Origin of the sequence: Micromonospora fulviviridis (assembly GCF_014648395.1) — a bacterium.
In the GTDB taxonomy this organism is placed as follows: Bacteria; Actinomycetota; Actinomycetes; order Mycobacteriales; family Micromonosporaceae; genus Micromonospora; species Micromonospora fulviviridis.
Map to the genome: position 1 here is coordinate 87,629 of NZ_BMRA01000011.1, position 15,194 is coordinate 102,822.

The 15,194-nt window shown below is 72.2% G+C and carries 17 protein-coding genes and 1 pseudogene; 14 read left to right on the forward strand and 4 right to left on the reverse strand.

Going from position 1 to position 15,194, the window contains the following annotated elements; genetic code table 11:
* Positions 1-791: pseudogene (locus IEY96_RS32920) on the forward strand (ABC transporter permease); the annotation flags it as partial.
* Positions 791-1,279: an SRPBCC family protein gene (locus tag IEY96_RS25825; RefSeq protein WP_189197412.1), complete on the forward strand. Its 489-nt coding sequence runs from the start codon at positions 791-793 to the stop codon at positions 1,277-1,279. The pseudogene IEY96_RS32920 and the gene IEY96_RS25825, both read left to right, overlap by 1 nt.
* 5 nt (positions 1,280-1,284) lie before the next feature.
* Here IEY96_RS25825 and IEY96_RS25830 read toward each other — a convergent pair whose 3' ends face one another.
* From IEY96_RS25830 to IEY96_RS25840, 3 genes are read right to left on the reverse strand one after another with little or no spacing between them, the layout of a single operon-like run.
* A complete protein-coding gene (locus tag IEY96_RS25830) occupies positions 1,285-1,542 on the reverse strand; it encodes a hypothetical protein (RefSeq protein ID WP_189197413.1) in 258 nt (85 codons plus the stop codon).
* A gap of 18 nt (positions 1,543-1,560) precedes the next feature.
* On the reverse strand, positions 1,561-1,758 hold the full coding sequence (locus tag IEY96_RS25835; protein ID WP_189197414.1) for a DUF397 domain-containing protein: 198 nt from the start codon (positions 1,756-1,758) through the stop codon (positions 1,561-1,563).
* Positions 1,755-2,540, reverse strand: a complete 786-nt coding sequence (locus IEY96_RS25840) for a helix-turn-helix domain-containing protein (RefSeq protein WP_189197415.1) — start codon at positions 2,538-2,540, stop codon at positions 1,755-1,757. Before IEY96_RS25840 ends, IEY96_RS25835 begins: the two co-directional genes overlap by 4 nt.
* Positions 2,541-2,897: 357 nt before the next feature.
* On the opposite strand from IEY96_RS25840, the gene IEY96_RS25845 reads away from it, so the two are divergent.
* From IEY96_RS25845 to IEY96_RS25900, 12 genes are all read left to right on the forward strand, one after another.
* Positions 2,898-3,566, forward strand: coding sequence for a flavin reductase family protein (locus tag IEY96_RS25845; protein ID WP_229791924.1), 669 nt, complete (start codon positions 2,898-2,900; stop codon positions 3,564-3,566).
* Positions 3,567-3,725: 159 nt separating this feature from the next.
* Complete coding sequence (locus IEY96_RS25850) at positions 3,726-4,094, forward strand: DUF485 domain-containing protein (protein ID WP_189197417.1); 369 nt, start codon at positions 3,726-3,728, stop codon at positions 4,092-4,094.
* A complete protein-coding gene (locus IEY96_RS25855; protein WP_189197418.1) occupies positions 4,072-5,745 on the forward strand; it encodes a monocarboxylic acid transporter in 1,674 nt (557 codons plus the stop codon). The genes IEY96_RS25850 and IEY96_RS25855 overlap by 23 nt, the downstream gene beginning before the upstream one ends.
* A 71-nt stretch (positions 5,746-5,816) precedes the next feature.
* Positions 5,817-6,797 (forward strand): UDP-glucuronic acid decarboxylase family protein, encoded by a 981-nt coding sequence (locus IEY96_RS25860; protein WP_189197419.1) that lies wholly within the window; start codon positions 5,817-5,819, stop codon positions 6,795-6,797.
* A gap of 74 nt (positions 6,798-6,871) precedes the next feature.
* A complete protein-coding gene (locus IEY96_RS25865; protein ID WP_189197420.1) occupies positions 6,872-8,116 on the forward strand; it encodes an LCP family protein in 1,245 nt (414 codons plus the stop codon).
* Positions 8,117-8,325: 209 nt separating this feature from the next.
* Positions 8,326-9,531, forward strand: coding sequence for an LCP family protein (locus IEY96_RS25870; protein ID WP_189197421.1), 1,206 nt, complete (start codon positions 8,326-8,328; stop codon positions 9,529-9,531).
* A gap of 208 nt (positions 9,532-9,739) precedes the next feature.
* On the forward strand, positions 9,740-10,657 hold the full coding sequence (locus IEY96_RS25875) for an LCP family protein (protein ID WP_229791912.1): 918 nt from the start codon (positions 9,740-9,742) through the stop codon (positions 10,655-10,657).
* 28 nt (positions 10,658-10,685) lie between these two features.
* Positions 10,686-11,021 (forward strand): rhodanese-like domain-containing protein, encoded by a 336-nt coding sequence (locus IEY96_RS25880; protein WP_091316463.1) that lies wholly within the window; start codon positions 10,686-10,688, stop codon positions 11,019-11,021.
* A gap of 14 nt (positions 11,022-11,035) precedes the next feature.
* Complete coding sequence (locus IEY96_RS25885) at positions 11,036-11,827, forward strand: glycerophosphodiester phosphodiesterase (RefSeq protein ID WP_189197422.1); 792 nt, start codon at positions 11,036-11,038, stop codon at positions 11,825-11,827.
* A 76-nt stretch (positions 11,828-11,903) separates the two neighbouring features.
* A complete protein-coding gene (locus IEY96_RS25890; protein ID WP_189197423.1) occupies positions 11,904-13,358 on the forward strand; it encodes a sensor histidine kinase in 1,455 nt (484 codons plus the stop codon).
* 66 nt (positions 13,359-13,424) lie between these two features.
* A complete protein-coding gene (locus tag IEY96_RS25895) occupies positions 13,425-13,841 on the forward strand; it encodes an ATP-binding protein (protein ID WP_189197424.1) in 417 nt (138 codons plus the stop codon).
* 61 nt (positions 13,842-13,902) lie between these two features.
* Positions 13,903-14,787, forward strand: coding sequence for a DUF5926 family protein (locus IEY96_RS25900; RefSeq protein ID WP_189197425.1), 885 nt, complete (start codon positions 13,903-13,905; stop codon positions 14,785-14,787).
* A gap of 48 nt (positions 14,788-14,835) precedes the next feature.
* Here IEY96_RS25900 and IEY96_RS32925 read toward each other — a convergent pair.
* The coding region (locus IEY96_RS32925) for an arginine deiminase family protein (protein WP_229791913.1) at positions 14,836-15,194 on the reverse strand (359 nt) is incomplete at its 5' end.

A 15,194-nucleotide genomic window follows, 5' to 3' on the forward strand; every position in this document is an offset into this window, starting at 1 on the left:
CCCGGGCGGTCGGCTGGGCGCGGCGGGACCGGTTCGGCGCGCTGGTCGCCCGGGAGTGCCGCTACTGGTGGCGGGACGCCCGGCGGCGGGCCAACCTGATCACCGTGGCGGTGGTCGGCATCTTCGTGCCGGTGATGGTCAACCTGGGCGGCTCCCGGCTCGCCACCGAGGGCGGGGCCGCGTTCGGTCAGGCCACCGCCGACTCGTCCCCGGTGCTGGTCAGCCTCTCGATGCTCTTCGTCGGGGTGCTCGCCTCGGTGACCCTGGCCAACCAGTTCGGCTTCGACGGCAGCGCGTACGCGGCCAACGTCGTGGCGGGCGTCCCGGGGCGGGTGGAGCTGCGGGCGCGGATGGCCGCGTTCTCGCTCTACGTGGTGCCGATCCTCGGCACGGTCGCCGTGGTGCTGGCCGTCCTGCTCGGGCGACCCGGCTGGCTCGGCGTGATGGCCGGCGGGCTGTTCGCCGCGTACGGCTGCGGGCTGGCGATCAACGCGACGGTCTCGGTGCTCGGCGGCTACGCGCTGCCGGAGACCAGCAACCCGTTCGCCATGAACACCGGCGCCGGGATGGCGAAGAGCCTGTACGCCCTGGTGTCGATGGTGGCCTCGGCGGTGGCGGGGCTGCCCGTGGTGGTGGCCGCCGCGCTGCTCGGCGACGTCTGGCTCTGGCTGGCCCTGCCGGTCGGCCTGGCGTACGGGCTGGGCGCCGCGCTGCTCGGCGCGTACCTGGCCGGGGACGTGCTGGACCACCGGCAGCCGGAGCTGCTGGCCGCCGTCACCCCGAGGCGCTGATGCCGGTCGTCGAGGCGGTGACCACCGTTCCGGTCCCCCCGGAGCTGGCCTTCGCGGTGTCGCAGACCGTGGCGCCGGTCCGCTACCGCTGGGACCCGTTCGTCCGCGAGCAGCACTTCGTCGACGGGGCGACCCGCCCCGGCAGGGGCGTGCGCACCTTCACCCGCTCCCGGCACGGCCTGGTCATGGTCAGCGAGTACGTCTCCTGGGCCCCGCCGACCAACGTGGGCATGAAGATGGTCCGCGGGCCCTGGTTCTTCGAGCGGTTCGGCGGCGGCTGGCGGTTCGCCCCGGGCCCGGAGCCGGACACGACCCTGGCCACCTGGCGGTACAACTTCCGGTGCCGGCCGGCGTTCCTGCGTCCGGTCGCCGAGCGGATCGGGGTCTGGCTGCTGCGCCGGGACATCCGCCGCCGGATCGCCGGGTACGCCGCCGGCTGCGCCGACCCGGAGGTGCTGGCCGCCGCCCGCCGCTCCCTCGCCGCCTAGCCGGTTCAGGCCGTGCGGCGCATGGCCGCGTACAGGTGGTGGCCGTCGCCGACGCTTGTCACGTTGACCAGCTCCCAGCCGTAGTTGGACAGGTGCTCGACCGCCTCCATGAGCGGCCGGAACCCGCTGCGTCCCCAGGAGTGCCGGGCGGTGACCACGAGGTGCCGGTGCGGGTAGGCGCGCAGGTCGACCTGACCGCCGAGGATGGCGTCCGCGCTGACGACGCGCTCCTGGGCGAGCTGCTGCGGTGAGACGAGAGACATGCCGGGAGGGTAGGGCCCTCAGTCGAGCCCGTGCCGCCGCAGGCTCGTGACCAGGAAGCGCCAGGCGTCCGGGGTGAAGGCGAGCGCTGGCCCGGACGGGTCCTTGCTGTCCCGCACCAGCACCACCCCGGGCAGGTTGTCCGCCACCTCGACACAGTTACCACCGGAGTCGGTCGATCGGGACGACGTGCGCCAGCAGGGCTCGGCGGTGGTCATGGCGTCACCTTCAACTTCCGGATCAGATCCAGTGAGGCTCCCGTGGACAGCGCTTCGCCGAGGAGGCTATCCCACTTCCGCTCGATCAAGCCGATGGTCCCGGGGTCGTCGATCACGTGTCCCCGCGCGGCATTCTCCAGGTAGAGCACCCGCTCGGAATCCGGCAACTCGGCCAGCACGAAGCCGCCACCGAGCCCGGCATGCTCGCCGACCGCGAGCGGGACGACATGCAGCCGCACAGCCGGCAGTTCAGCCACCTCCAGCAGGCACGCGAGTTGGGCATCCAGCACCGCCGGCCCACCGACAGGCCGCCGGACAGCGGTTTCGTCCAGCAGGAACACACAGTGCGGCGGCTCGTCACGATGCAGCAGTTGTTGTCGCTCCAGTCGGACGGCCACCAATTCGTCAACGGCGCCCGGCGGATGCAGGCCGCCGGTCGAGATCACCGCGCGGGCGTAGTCCTCGGTCTGCAACAGGCCCGGGACCAGGCACGCCTCGAAGGCGCGCAGCCTGATCGCCTGCTGTTCGTAGCCACGCCAGGGCACGAACCACGAGGGGCCGCGCTCCTGGTCGGCGGCCTTCAGCAGTTGGGCGAGGAGGCCGCCGGTGCCGAGTGCCTGGTCGGCGGCGACCGCGAACTCCATGGTCGGCCGGCGTCGCCCGGTCTCGATGGCGGCCACCGTGGAGGGGCTCCACCTGATCGTGGCCGCCAGCCCTTCCTGGGAGACGTCCGCACCGGCCCGGGCGGCCTTCAACGCCCGGATCCACACCTCGATGTTCATCCTTACCTCTCCGGTAAGTACGTGATCGCGCTGTGTAGTAAGCCCTGGCATCCTCCCCTGCCCGCGCCGCCGAGTCCAGGGTGGAGGGGCGCGGCCCGGCTGGTGGAGGCGACGACCCGGCGGCCGGTCCTGCGGCAGGTCGCCCCGGCCATCCCCCGGCCGGGGCGACCCCGTCCCGGGGAGGTGCTGATGCGGAATGACCGCCGAGATCTTGGACGGAAACGGCCCCCTGAGGGGCCCAATTCGTCCAAGATCTGGAAGCGGCCGGGCCCGGCGCACGTCGCGATGCGGCCGGCGTGGCGGTGCCGGGCGTGCGGGGCGCACTGGCCGTGCCAGCCGGCCCGGCTCGCGCTGTTGGTGGAGTACCGGTCCGACCGCACCGCGCTGCTGCTCTACCTGGGTCGTCTCCTGGCGGAGGCCACCGAGCAGCTTCCCGGTGCCCGGGACCTGCACCGGCGCTTCCTGGGTTGGGCCCGGGGCCGGGGCGGCACAATGTTTCACGTGAATCATGAGCCGGGCGCCGAGATCCACCACACCGATCCGTTCGCCGTGCCGGCGGGACAGCGCTCGCCGGTCCGCCGGCTGCGTGGCCGGCTGGCCGCTCCCGTGACGCTCTGGACCGCGCCGGGCCCGGCCGGGCTGACCGTCTCGTCCACCCTGGTGGCCGAGGGGGAGCCGGACCGGCTGCTGGGGCTGGTCGACCCGGAGTCGGAGCTGTGGGCGGCGGTGGAGGAGGCGGGCCGGTTCGCGGTCGCGCCGCTCGGCCCGCAGCACCGGCAGCTCGCCGACCGGTTCGCCGGCCTCTTCCCGTCGCCGGGCGGCCTCTTCGCTCTCGACTCCTGGATCGAGACGCCGTACGGGCCGGTGCCCGCGGACGCCGGCGGGTGGGCCGGATGCCGCCTCGACGCCACCCGGGAGTACGGCTGGGGCCTGCTCGTCGAGGCGACCATCGAGGCGGTCGACCTTGCCGAGGAGACCGCGCCGCTGCTGCACTACCGCGGCCGTTACCGGGGGCTGACCGACTGACCACCGACCGGTGACCGGAGTGACGTAGGTCACTCGGCGCACCCGGACCGCCGTTCGGCGCAGCCGTCGACCGTCGCCGATCCGAGCCTTCCCCGGCGGGGAGCGCGCTCTCTACCGTGCGCGAAAACTCCCCACGCCTGCGAAGGTGGTGATCCACAGATGTCCACGGACACACCCGCGTCCGCACCCGCCGAGTCGGCGGCGGAACGGTACCTCGCCGTCCAGCGGTCGGACGAGTTCGCCGGGTTGCGGCGCGCGCTGCGCGGCTTCGTCTTCCCGATGACCGTCGCGTTCTTCCTGTGGTACGCGCTCTACGTCATCCTCTCCGCGTACGCGCGGGGTTTCATGGGCACGAAGCTGGTCGGCAACATCAACGTCGCCCTGGTCTTCGGCCTGCTCCAGTTCGTCTCCACGTTCGTCATCGCCTGGCTCTACTCGCGGTTCGCCGACCGGCGGATCGACCCGGTGGCCGACCGGCTCCGCGCCGAGGTGGGGGAGGTGACCCATGAACACGGTCCTCGCGGCTGAGGCGGGCGGCACCACCGCACGCAACCTGACCATCACGCTGTTCCTGGTCTTCGTGGCGATCACGCTGGCGATCACCGTCTGGGCCAGCCGGCAGACCAAGACCGCCACCGACTTCTACGCCGGTGGCCGGTCCTTTTCCGGCTTCCAGAACGGCATGGCGATCGGCGGCGACTACATGTCGGCGGCGTCGTTCCTGGGCATCGCCGGCATCATCGCCCTGTACGGCTACGACGGCTTCCTCTACTCGATCGGCTTCCTGGTCGCCTGGCTGGTGGCGCTGCTGCTCGTCGCCGAACTGCTGCGCAACTCCGGCCGGTACACGATGGCCGACGTGCTGGCCTTCCGGATGCGCCAGCGCCCGGTCCGGACCGCGGCCGCGGTCTCCACCATCACGGTGTCGATCTTCTACCTGCTGGCCCAGATGGTCGGCGCGGGCGCGCTGGTCGCCCTGCTGCTCGGCATCAAGCCGGGCACCACCTTCCTGGGCATGGACGCCGACACCGCGAAGGTCGCCACCATCATCATGGTCGGCGCCCTGATGATCATTTACGTCACCGTGGGCGGCATGAAGGGCACCACGTACGTGCAGATCGTCAAGGCGTTCCTGCTGATGAGCGGCGCGCTGGTGATGACCCTGCTGGTGCTGGCGAAGTACAAGTTCAACCTGTCCTCGCTGCTCGGTGACGCGGCCGACGCCTCGGGCAAGGGGGCGGCCTTCCTCGAACCCGGGTTGCGCTACGGCGTGGAGACACCCGGCGACGCGCTGAAGACCTTCTACAGCAAGATGGACCTGCTCTCGCTGGGTATCGCGCTGGTGCTCGGCACGGCCGGCCTGCCGCACATCCTGATCCGCTTCTACACCGTGCCGACCGCGAAGGCGGCCCGGAAGAGCGTGCTCTGGGCCATCGGCATCATCGGCACCTTCTACCTGCTCACCCTCGCCCTCGGCTTCGGCGCGGCGGCGCTGGTCGGCGGCAAGGCGATCACCGCGCAGGACAAGGCCGGCAACACGGCCGCCCCGCAGCTCGCCGAAGCGCTCGGCAAGGACTTCTTCGGCGGGAACCTGGGCGGGGCGACGCTGCTGGCGATCATCGCGGCGGTCGCCTTCGCCACGATCCTGGCGGTGGTCGCCGGGCTCACCCTGGCGTCGTCGTCCAGCCTGGCGCACGACTTCTACGCCAACGTCATGAAGAACGGTCAGGCGTCGGAACGGCAGGAGGTGAACGTCGCCCGGATCTCCGCCCTGGTGATCGGCGCGATCTCCATCGTCCTGTCGATCTTCGCGCAGAGCCTGAACGTGGCGTTCCTGGTGGCGCTGGCCTTCGCGGTCGCCGCCTCGGGCAACCTGCCGGCGATCCTCTACAGCCTGTTCTGGAAGCGGTTCAACACCTCGGGGGCGGTCTGGGCCATCTACGGCGGCCTGCTCGCCGCCGTGGTGCTGGTCTTCTTCTCCCCGGTGGTCTCCGGAGCTCCGACGGCCATGTTCCCCGAGCACGACTGGCACTGGTTCCCGCTGTCGAACCCGGGCATCATCTCGATCCCGTTCGGCTTCCTCTGCGGCTGGATCGGCACGCTGCTGTCGAAGGAGCACGACGAGGAGAAGTACGCCGAACTGGAGGTGCGCTCGCTCACCGGCGCGGGCGCGCACTGACCACACCCCCACCCCCGGTGGGCCGGAGCCGTCGTCGGCTCCGGCCCACCGGCTTGAGTAGGCTGGCCGGCATGAAGGTCGCTCCCCGCTTCGGCTCCGGACATCGCATCCTTGTCACCGGCGGCGCCGGCTTCGTCCCGTCGCACCTGGTCGACCGGCTCATCGAGCGTGACTGCACGGTCGTGGTGCTGGACAACTTCGTCACCGGCTCCAAGGACAACATCGCGCACCTGCTCGAGAAGCCGACCTTCACGCTGATCGAGGCGGACATCTCCGAGGGGCTGCCGACCGACCACCCGGCGATGGCCGAGCGGTTCGACGCGATCCTGCACATGGCCTCCCCGGCCAGCCCCACCGACTTCGAGAAGCTGCCGGTGGAGATCCTGCGGGTCGGCTCGGTGGGCACCCTGCACCTGCTGGAGCGGGCCACCGCCGACGGCGCCCGGTTCCTGATGGCCTCCACCTCCGAGGCGTACGGGGACCCGAAGGAGCACCCGCAGCGCGAGACGTACTGGGGCAACGTCAACCCGATCGGCATCCGGAGCGTCTACGACGAGGCGAAGCGCTTCTCGGAGGCGGCCACCATGGCCTACCACCGCAGCCGGGGCACCGACACCGCGATCGTCCGGATCTTCAACACCTACGGCCCGCGGATGCGGCCGGACGACGGCCGGGCCATCCCGACCTTCATCTCCCAGGCGCTGCGCGGCGAGCCGATCACCGTGCACGGCACCGGCAACCAGACCCGGTCGATCTGCTACGTCGACGACCTGGTGCGGGGCATCCTGCTGCTGCTCGACTCGACCGAGACCGGCCCGATCAACTGCGGCACCGAGCACGAGATGTCGATGCGGCAACTGGCCGAGACGATCGTGTCACTCACCGGAAGCAGCTCCGAGGTGAGCTACATCACCCGGTCGGCCGACGATCCGGAGATGCGCCGCCCCGATCTCACCCTCGCCCGTGAGCTGCTGGGATACGAGCCCACCGTGGCGCCCGAAGACGGTCTCCGACGCACGATCGAGTACTTCCGCGGCCGGCTAGGGTACTGAGCCCCGCTGGGAGGAGGCTGACACCCCGCTGCGCCTCAGGGCGAGGGTGGCTCGGCCGACCTACCCTCGGTTACATGTCAGCGACCTCGTCTGCCGGCGTCCCGTTCGCCGCACCCCTGAACCGGAGCGCGGGCCGCGCCCAGGTTCCCGGCTCCGGCCGGGGCGCCAGCGGGCGGGCCCGCGCCACCGACGCCCGCTGGTACCCCTCGTACGACGAGGAGCCGCGCTCCGGCGGGCCCGGCGGTCCGGGCGGACCGACCGGCCCGGACGGGCCGGGTGGCGGTGCCGGCGGTCCCGGCCGGCGCGGCCCCCGTCCGCGCTGGGGACGGATCGGCCTGGTGGCCGGCGTGGCCGTGCTGGTGCTGGCGCTGCTCGGCGGCGTCGGCGCCTGGCTCTACGCCCGCAACCTCAACGGCGACCTGGCCCGGACCGACCCCTTCTCCCAGATCACCGGGGGGCGGCCGGCCAAGCAGGTCGAGGGCGCGTTGAACATCCTGCTGGTGGGCAGCGACTCGCGGGACCCGGACGCCGAGGTGGACGCCGCCGGCAAGTGGCGGGCGGACACGTTGATCGTCATGCACATCCCGGCCGACCACAAGCACGCCTACCTGGTCTCCATTCCGCGTGACCTGTACGTGCCGATCCCCGAGAACGCCGGCGCGTCCTGCGACTCGGGTTCCCGCAACAAGATCAACGCCGCCTTCGCGTTCGGCGGCCTGCCGCTCGCCGTGAAGACGGTGGAGTGCTTCAGCGACGTCCGGATCGACCACGTGATGGCCATCGACTTCGCGGGCTTCAAGGAGGTCACCGACGCCCTGGGCGGGGTGGACCTCAAGGTGGAGCGGACCATCACCTCGATCCACAAGCCGTACCGGACGTTCACCAAGGGCGTGAACCACATGAACGGCGCCGAGGCCCTGGACTGGGTCCGGCAGCGCAAGCAGTTCCCGGACGGCGACTTCGCCCGGATGCGCCACCAGCAGGAGTTCCTCAAGGCGCTCATGGACAAGGCGGCCAGCACCGGGACATTGACCAACCCCAAGAAGCTCAACGACTTCCTCAAGGCGGTCACCGCCGCCGTCACGGTCGACCAGGGATTCTCGTTGACCGACATGGCGCTGCAGTTCCGGAGCCTGCGCGGGGAGAACCTGACCTTCGTCACCAGCCCCAACCTGGGCGGCCAGACCATCGACGGCCAGTCGGTGGTGGTCTCCGACCGGGAAAAGGCGCTGGCGATGTACAAGGCCATCGCCACGGACACCATGGCGGACTGGCTGAAGGCCAACCAGAAGACGGACACCGACGGGAGCGGCGGCTGACGCCACTCCCGCGATGGTGGCGCATCCGATCGGCGGTCAAGGCTCGCCCCGCAGTGAGCCAACCGCCGACCGGATCCTTTCAATTGGCCGTTCGGACACAACCCCGAGCCATTGGCCGAGATTGACGGGAATAGCCCTCGCACGAGGTCGCGAGAACGGGAACAGATACGTAGAGTGGTCCCGCCCCCGATCACCGAGCTGGAGCACGCATGCCGGTCGAGACCAGCCGTCGCCCTCAGTCACTGGAGCCCGGATCACCCGGGCGGGTTCCCCCGATCATCCCGACACAGCCCGGCCCTGGCGGCCCCGGCGGCGGGAAGAAGCGCACCAAGCGCAAGGACCCGCTCTGGGCCAAGCTCACGGTGATCTTCGGTGCCGTCCTGATGATGACCAGCGGCCTCGCGATCGTCGGCAGCAAGGCGGTGATCGGCCAGGCGACCAGCAGCATCGACCAGGGCAACCTGCTCGGTGAGGCGGGCAAGACCAACGCCGAGGGCGGTAACAGCCTGGACGGCCCGATCGACATGCTGCTGCTCGGCGTGGACGCCCGGGAGCGCTGGGCCGCCGACAACGTGCGGTCGGACACGATCATCATCCTGCACATCCCGGCCACCCACGACCAGGCCTACCTGATCTCGATCCCCCGGGACACCGAGGCGCAGATCCCGGCCTTCGAGAAGAGCGGCTACCGGGGCGGCACCGACAAGATCAACGCCGCGTTCTTCCACGGGGCGCAGAACGGTGGCGGCTGGGAGGGCGGTGCCCAGCTGATGGCCAAGACCATCAAGAACATGACCGGGATCAGCTTCGACGGCGCCGCGATCATCAACTTCGGCGGCTTCAAGAACGTGATCGACGCGCTCGGCACGGTGCGGATCTGCGTGAGCCACGAGGTCAAGTCGCACCACATGATGATGGTCGACGGCAAGCCCATGTGGAACGCCGACGCCAAGAAGACCGGCAAGTCGATGACCCCGGTGGTGCACAAGAAGGGCTGCAAGGAGATGGAGGGCTGGGAGGCGCTCGACTACGCCCGCCAGCGCTACGGCCTGCCGAACAGCGACTACGACCGCCAGCAGAACCAGCAGCAGCTGATCAAGGCGATGGCGAAGAAGGCCACCGACAAGGGCATGCTGACCAACCCGATCAAGCTGAACTCGCTGATCAAGGCGGCCGGCAAGGCCTTCATCCTGGACACCGGCGGCGTGCCGATGGCCAACTTCATCTTCACGCTCAAGGGCGTGAGCGGGAACGACCTGGTCACCCTCCGGACCAACGGCGGCACCTACAGCACCGCCGGCAACGGCCGGGAGAAGTTCAACGAGACGACCATGGAGATGTTCCAGGCGGTGAAGAAGGACAAGCTCGCGGACTTCGTGGTGTCGAACCCGAGCGTCCTGTCCACCCGCAAATGACCTGGTGACCGGCCGGTAGCCGCGGCGAAAGCGGCACCGCCCGGCGGTTCCCCCCGTAGCCTGACGTGAGCGGGTCTCATGTCGCGGCTACGGGGGGAACGTCACGTCCAGGCCAGCACGGAACGCACGCGGGCGGACCCGATCCGCCCGCTGGTCCCGGTTCCTGCTCGGCGCGGGTCTCGCCCTGCTCCTGCTCGCCACCCTCGGCGTGGCCGGCCTGCACTGGCTCACCAACCGCTACGACCGCACGGTCACCAAGGAACAACTGCTGGACGCGTCGGCCCGGCAGAAGCGCACCGACCTCTCCGGTCCGCTCAACTACCTGCTGATCGGCTCCGACCACCGGCCCGGCGCGAACCCCGAGGACCAGCGCTCGGACAGCATCCTGATCGTGCACGTGCCGGCCGGGCTGCGGCAGGCGTACCTGATCTCCGTGCCGCGCGACCTGCTGGTGGCCATCCCGGCGGCGCCCGGCTACGGCGGCGGCCAGGACAAGGTCAACGCGGCGTACGAGCACGGCGGCGGGGGCGAGGCCGGGGCCCGGCTGCTCAGCGCCACCCTGACCCGGCTCACCGGGGTGCGCTTCGACGGTGCCGCGCTGGTCGACTTCTCCGGCTTCAAGCAGGTCATCGACCTGCTCGGCGGCATCAAGATGTGCGTCGACACCCCGGTCCGGTCGATCCACACGAAGACCCGGTTCGAACCCGGCTGCCAGCAGATGGACGGCGCCCGGACGCTGGACTACGTGCGGCAGCGCTACGACCTGCCCGGTGGCGACTACGACCGCCAGCGCCACCAGCAGCAGATGCTCCGGGCGGTGCTCGACAAGGCCGGTGAGACCCACCTGCGCAGCGACCCCGTGAAGCTGGACCGGGTGCTCCGGGCGGTCGGCGGCGCGCTGACCCTGGACAGCAACGGCGTACCCCTGGAGGACCTGCTCTTCGCGCTGCGCGGGCTGCCCGCGGACGCCCTGCACGGGGTCCAGGTGCCCTCCTACCCGCAGACCATCGACCAGGTCTCGTACGTGGTGCTCGACAACGGCGGCGGCGGGCTCTTCGACGCGCTGCGCGGCACCCGGATGCCGGAATGGGCGGTGGCCCACCCCCGCTGGGTCAACCGGCTCTGACCGGACCGGCCCGCTAGGCTTGGTAGCCGTGTTCGGACCCCAGGTTCCCAGCGTGCCCGCGTCGGCCGTGCCCGACGACATCTACCTCCTCGACGTCCGGGAGGACGACGAGTGGGGCGCCGGCCACGCGCCGACCGCCCACCACCTGCCGATGACCGAGCTGCCCGCCCGGATCGCCGAGGTGCCGGACGACCGTGAGGTGGCCGTGATCTGCCGCTCGGGCGGCCGGTCCGCGCAGGTCGTCGCGTACCTGATGCGCAACGGCTGGGACCAGGTCCGCAACGTCGAGGGCGGGATGGGCGACTGGGCCGCCGCCGGCCGCCCGGTGGTCACCGACGACGGGCAGCCGGGCCGGGTCGCCTGAGGCGTGACGCGGCCATGACCACCCCCCTGGTCTTCGCGCACCGCGGCGCCTCCCACGACCTGCCGGAACACACGCTCGCCGCCTACCTCCGCGCCCTCGACGAGGGCGCGGACGGGCTGGAGTGCGACGTCCGGCTGACCCGGGACGGGCACCTGGTCTGCGTCCACGACCGCCGGCTGGACCGGACCAGCAACGGTCACGGGCTGGTCAGCGCCCGCACCCTCGCCGAACTGGAGGCGCTCGACTTCGGCTCGTGGCACCCCGGCGCGTCGGCGGCCGACGGGGACGAAGCGCTCGACGAGTCGCACACCCGGCTGCTCACGCTGGAGCGGCTGCTCGACGCGGTGCTCGCCGCCGGGCGGCCGGTCCGGCTGCTCATCGAGACCAAGCACCCCTCCCGCTACGGCCGGGACGTCGAGCGCCGGCTGGTCACCGTGCTGCGCCGGTACGGCCTGGCCGAGCCCGGCCCGGACGACCCGGTCCGGGTCACCGTGATGTCCTTCTCCCCGCTGGCCGTACGCCGCATCCGCGACCTCGCGCCGACGCTGCCCACGGTGCTGCTGCTGGAGGTGCTGCCGCGCTGGCTGCGGCTGGGCCGGCTGCCGTTCGGCACCCGGATCGCCGGGCCGGGGATCGGCCTGGTCCGGGCCCGCCCGCAGCTCGTCCCCGCGTTGCGGGCCGCCGGCAACGAGGTCTACGTCTGGACGGTGAACGAGCCGGCGGACCTGGAGCTGGTGCTGGCCGCCGGGGTGGACGGGGTGATCACCGACCGGCCCGCCCGGACGTTGGCCCGGTTGGGCCGATGATCCTCCCGGTCCGACCGGTGGGCGGTCGACCGGCCAGGGGGTGTGCGCGGGCCGGGCGGCGCGGCACACTCGGGACATGCCGGAGCGAACCGACTTCACCGCCCTCATCGCCGGCCACACCAGCGTGATCAAAATGATCAACTCGGGTGAGTCCGGTTTGCCCGTGCTCACCCGGCTGCTCCGCGAGGTCGAGCCGGCCGTCGGCGCGGCCGGCCTGGTGTTCGTGGAGTTCGCCCCCGCCGGCGGCCGGGTGATCGCGGCGACCGGCAGCGCGGAGTTCGTCACGGGCCGCCCATTGCCGGCCACCGACCCGGCCACCGTCTGCCTTCTCTCCGGCCCGCCCGTCCGCGAGGTCCGGGTCGACGCGATCCCCGGCGCGCTCGCCGACGAGGTCGCCGCGCGCGGGCTGCGCCGCATGATCCTGGCGCGGGCCGAGATCGGCGGCCTGACGGTGGGCAGCCTGCACGCCCTCTACCCGGAGGGCGGGCCGCTGGACGCCTCCCAGCGCGCCGTGATCCGCTACGTGGCCGCCTGCATCGCCCACATGTACGGCGACCAGACCGGCCTGCCGGTGCACGGCGACGGCCCCGTGGTGGCGGCGCTCGCCGACGGCCTGGCGGTGGTCGACCGCGACCACCGCGTCCGGCTCTGGAACCCGGCCGCCGCCCAGGTGACCGGCCGGCCGGCCGGCGAGGCGCTGAACCGGCCGCTGCCGTTCCCGCTCCCCCCGTCCGGCCAGGTGCTCGACCACCGGCTGCCGGACGGCCGCTGGCTGCGGATCACCTCCGGCGAGCTGCCCGGGCCGGGCACGCTGCGGGTGGTCACCTTCCGCGACATCACCGACCAGCAGCGGCGCGACCACGACCGGGACCTCTTCGTCGCGGTGACCAGCCACGAGCTGCGCACCCCGGTCACCGTGATCAAGGGGTACGCGGACACCCTCACCGATCACTGGGAGTCGCTCAGCGACGACGACCGGCGGCAGGCCGCCCGGATCATCGGGCAACGCGCCAACGAACTGGCCCGGCTGGTCGACCGGCTGCTCACCGCCGCCACCGAGAACCGCCCCGGCGGCGAGCCGGCCGCCCCGTTCGACCTGGGCGACGCGCTGCGCGCGGCGGTGCCCGACCTGCCGGCGGACGTCCGCCACCGGATCGTCCTCGACCTGCCGGCCGACCTGCCCAAGGCGCTCGGCGACCGGCACAGCCTGGCCACCGTGCTCACCGAGCTGAGCACCAACGCCGGCAAGTACTCGCTGCCGGACACCCCGATCGAGGTCTGCGCCGAGGCCAACGAGCGGACCGTCTCCTTCCGGGTCGCCGACCGGGGCATCGGCATCCGGCCGGAGCACGTGGAGCGGGCGTTCGACCGGTTCTGGCAGGGGGAGTCCGGTGACCGGCGGCGCTACCCGGGAGCCGGCCTGGGGCTCTATCTCGTCCGCCAGATCGTTGAACAGCAGAATGGATGGGTATCCCTCCGACCGAGAGCCGGTGGGGGTACGGTCGCAGAGGTGCGGCTGCCACGGGGGTGAACCCGGCCCGCACGGGGGTGGGAAGGAACGACGGTGTCGACGGGTTCGGCCGAACGAGCGTGGTGCGTGGTGGTGCCCCACCACGCCACCGGCGCGCGCCTGGCCCGGCACCGGCTCGCCGACGAGCTGGCCGACGTCGTACCCCCGACCCTGCTGGCCGACCTGGTCGCGGTCCTCGCGGAGCTGGTCGGCAACGCCGTTCGGCACGCCGACCCGCTGCCCGGGGGCGTGGTCCGGGTGGCCTGGCGGCTGCGGGCGACGGCCGGCGGGCCGACCATCCAGCTCCGGGTGACTGACGGCGGCGGCGCCTCCGGCCCGCTGATGCGGGTCGCCGCCCCGGACGCCGCCGACGGGCGCGGCCTGCACATCATCTCCGGGCTGGCGAGCCGCTGGGGGGTCGAGCGGGACGGCCTGGGCCAGAGCGTCTGGGCGGAGTTCGACCCGACCGGCGCGACCCGGTCGGACCTGGTCGTGGCCGGTTGAGCCGACCGGTGAGGCGGGTTGGGCCCACACCCGTCCCGGCCGGCATCTAGGCTGTCTCGCCGTGAGCAAGCGTCGAAAGAGCCAGCGGGCCGCCGAAACCACCCCGAAGCGGGAGAAGGTGCGCGACGTCTTCGTGCCCCGACCGTTCGAGGGCCTGGTCGACGAGCCGGAGTGGATCGCCCTGCGCGAGCTGGTGCCGGCCGCCTCCGCGCCGCTGCGGCTGACCCCCGAGCTGGTCGAGGAGCACGGCGACCGGCCGGTCACCCTGGCCACCGTGCTGCCGATGGCCGCACCGGCGATGACCAAGCCGGACGGGCGGGTCTTCATCGGCCTCCAGCGGCACCAGCAGTCCGGCGACGTCTCCCGGGACCTGGCCGACGCGCTGCTCTGCGCGCTGCGCACCGAGCCGGGCGGCCAGGTGAGCGTGCCGCCGCTGCCAGGGCAGGGCCCCCGCCTCCAGGACATCCTGGTGGACGGCCCGCTGGAGATCAGCATGCATGAGGGGTTCGAGTTCTGGCTCGACCCGGGCGCCGCCGACGACCCGAACGTGCAGGCGTCCCTGGAGCGGGCCAACGCGGCGATCTACCCGACGGTGAAGCTGGCCGCGGCGCGGGCCGCGTACTGGTGCCAGGTGCCGGACAAGGCGCACGTGCGCTGGGTGCTGCCGGAGGACGAGGACGTGGCGCTGGACGCGCTGTCCCGGCTGAGCGTGGCCGGCACGCTGACCCTGGGCGACAACACCCGGTTCGCCGGCATGTTCCGGGCGCACGGCCGCCTGGTGCCGGTCTGGGACCTGCCCGAGGACGCACCGGCCGCCGACTGGGAGGAGCCGGTGACCGAGTTCGCCAAGCGGTACGCCGAGGCACTGGAGGAGCGGGAGCCGCTGGACGCCGCCGGGCGCCGGGCCCGCCAGGGCCTGCTCGGCCGCCAGCTCACCCTGCGCTGAGCCGATCCACGCCACGGGCCCCGGTCGCCGACCGGGGCCCGTCGTCGTTCAACCGCGCAGCGGTTCGCGGACCAGCGGGCAGGACATGCAGCGCGGGCCGCCCCGCCCGGAGCCCAGCTCCGACCCGGCGATGGCGATCACCTCGATGCCGGCCCGCTCCAGCTGGGCGTTGGTCTCCACGTTCCGCTCGTAGCCGACGCAGAGCCGCGGCGCCAGGGCGAGGGTGTTGTTGCCGTCGTCCCACTGCTCCCGTTCGGCGGTGACCGGGTCGAGGCCGGTGTCGATCACCCGGAGCTGGTCGAGGTCCATGGCGTCGGCGGCGGCCCGCAGGAACGGCGCCGGGCCGTCGACCCGCGGGTCCTCGCCGTCCGCGCCGGCGATGACCGTGTACGCGGAGAGCTCGTTGG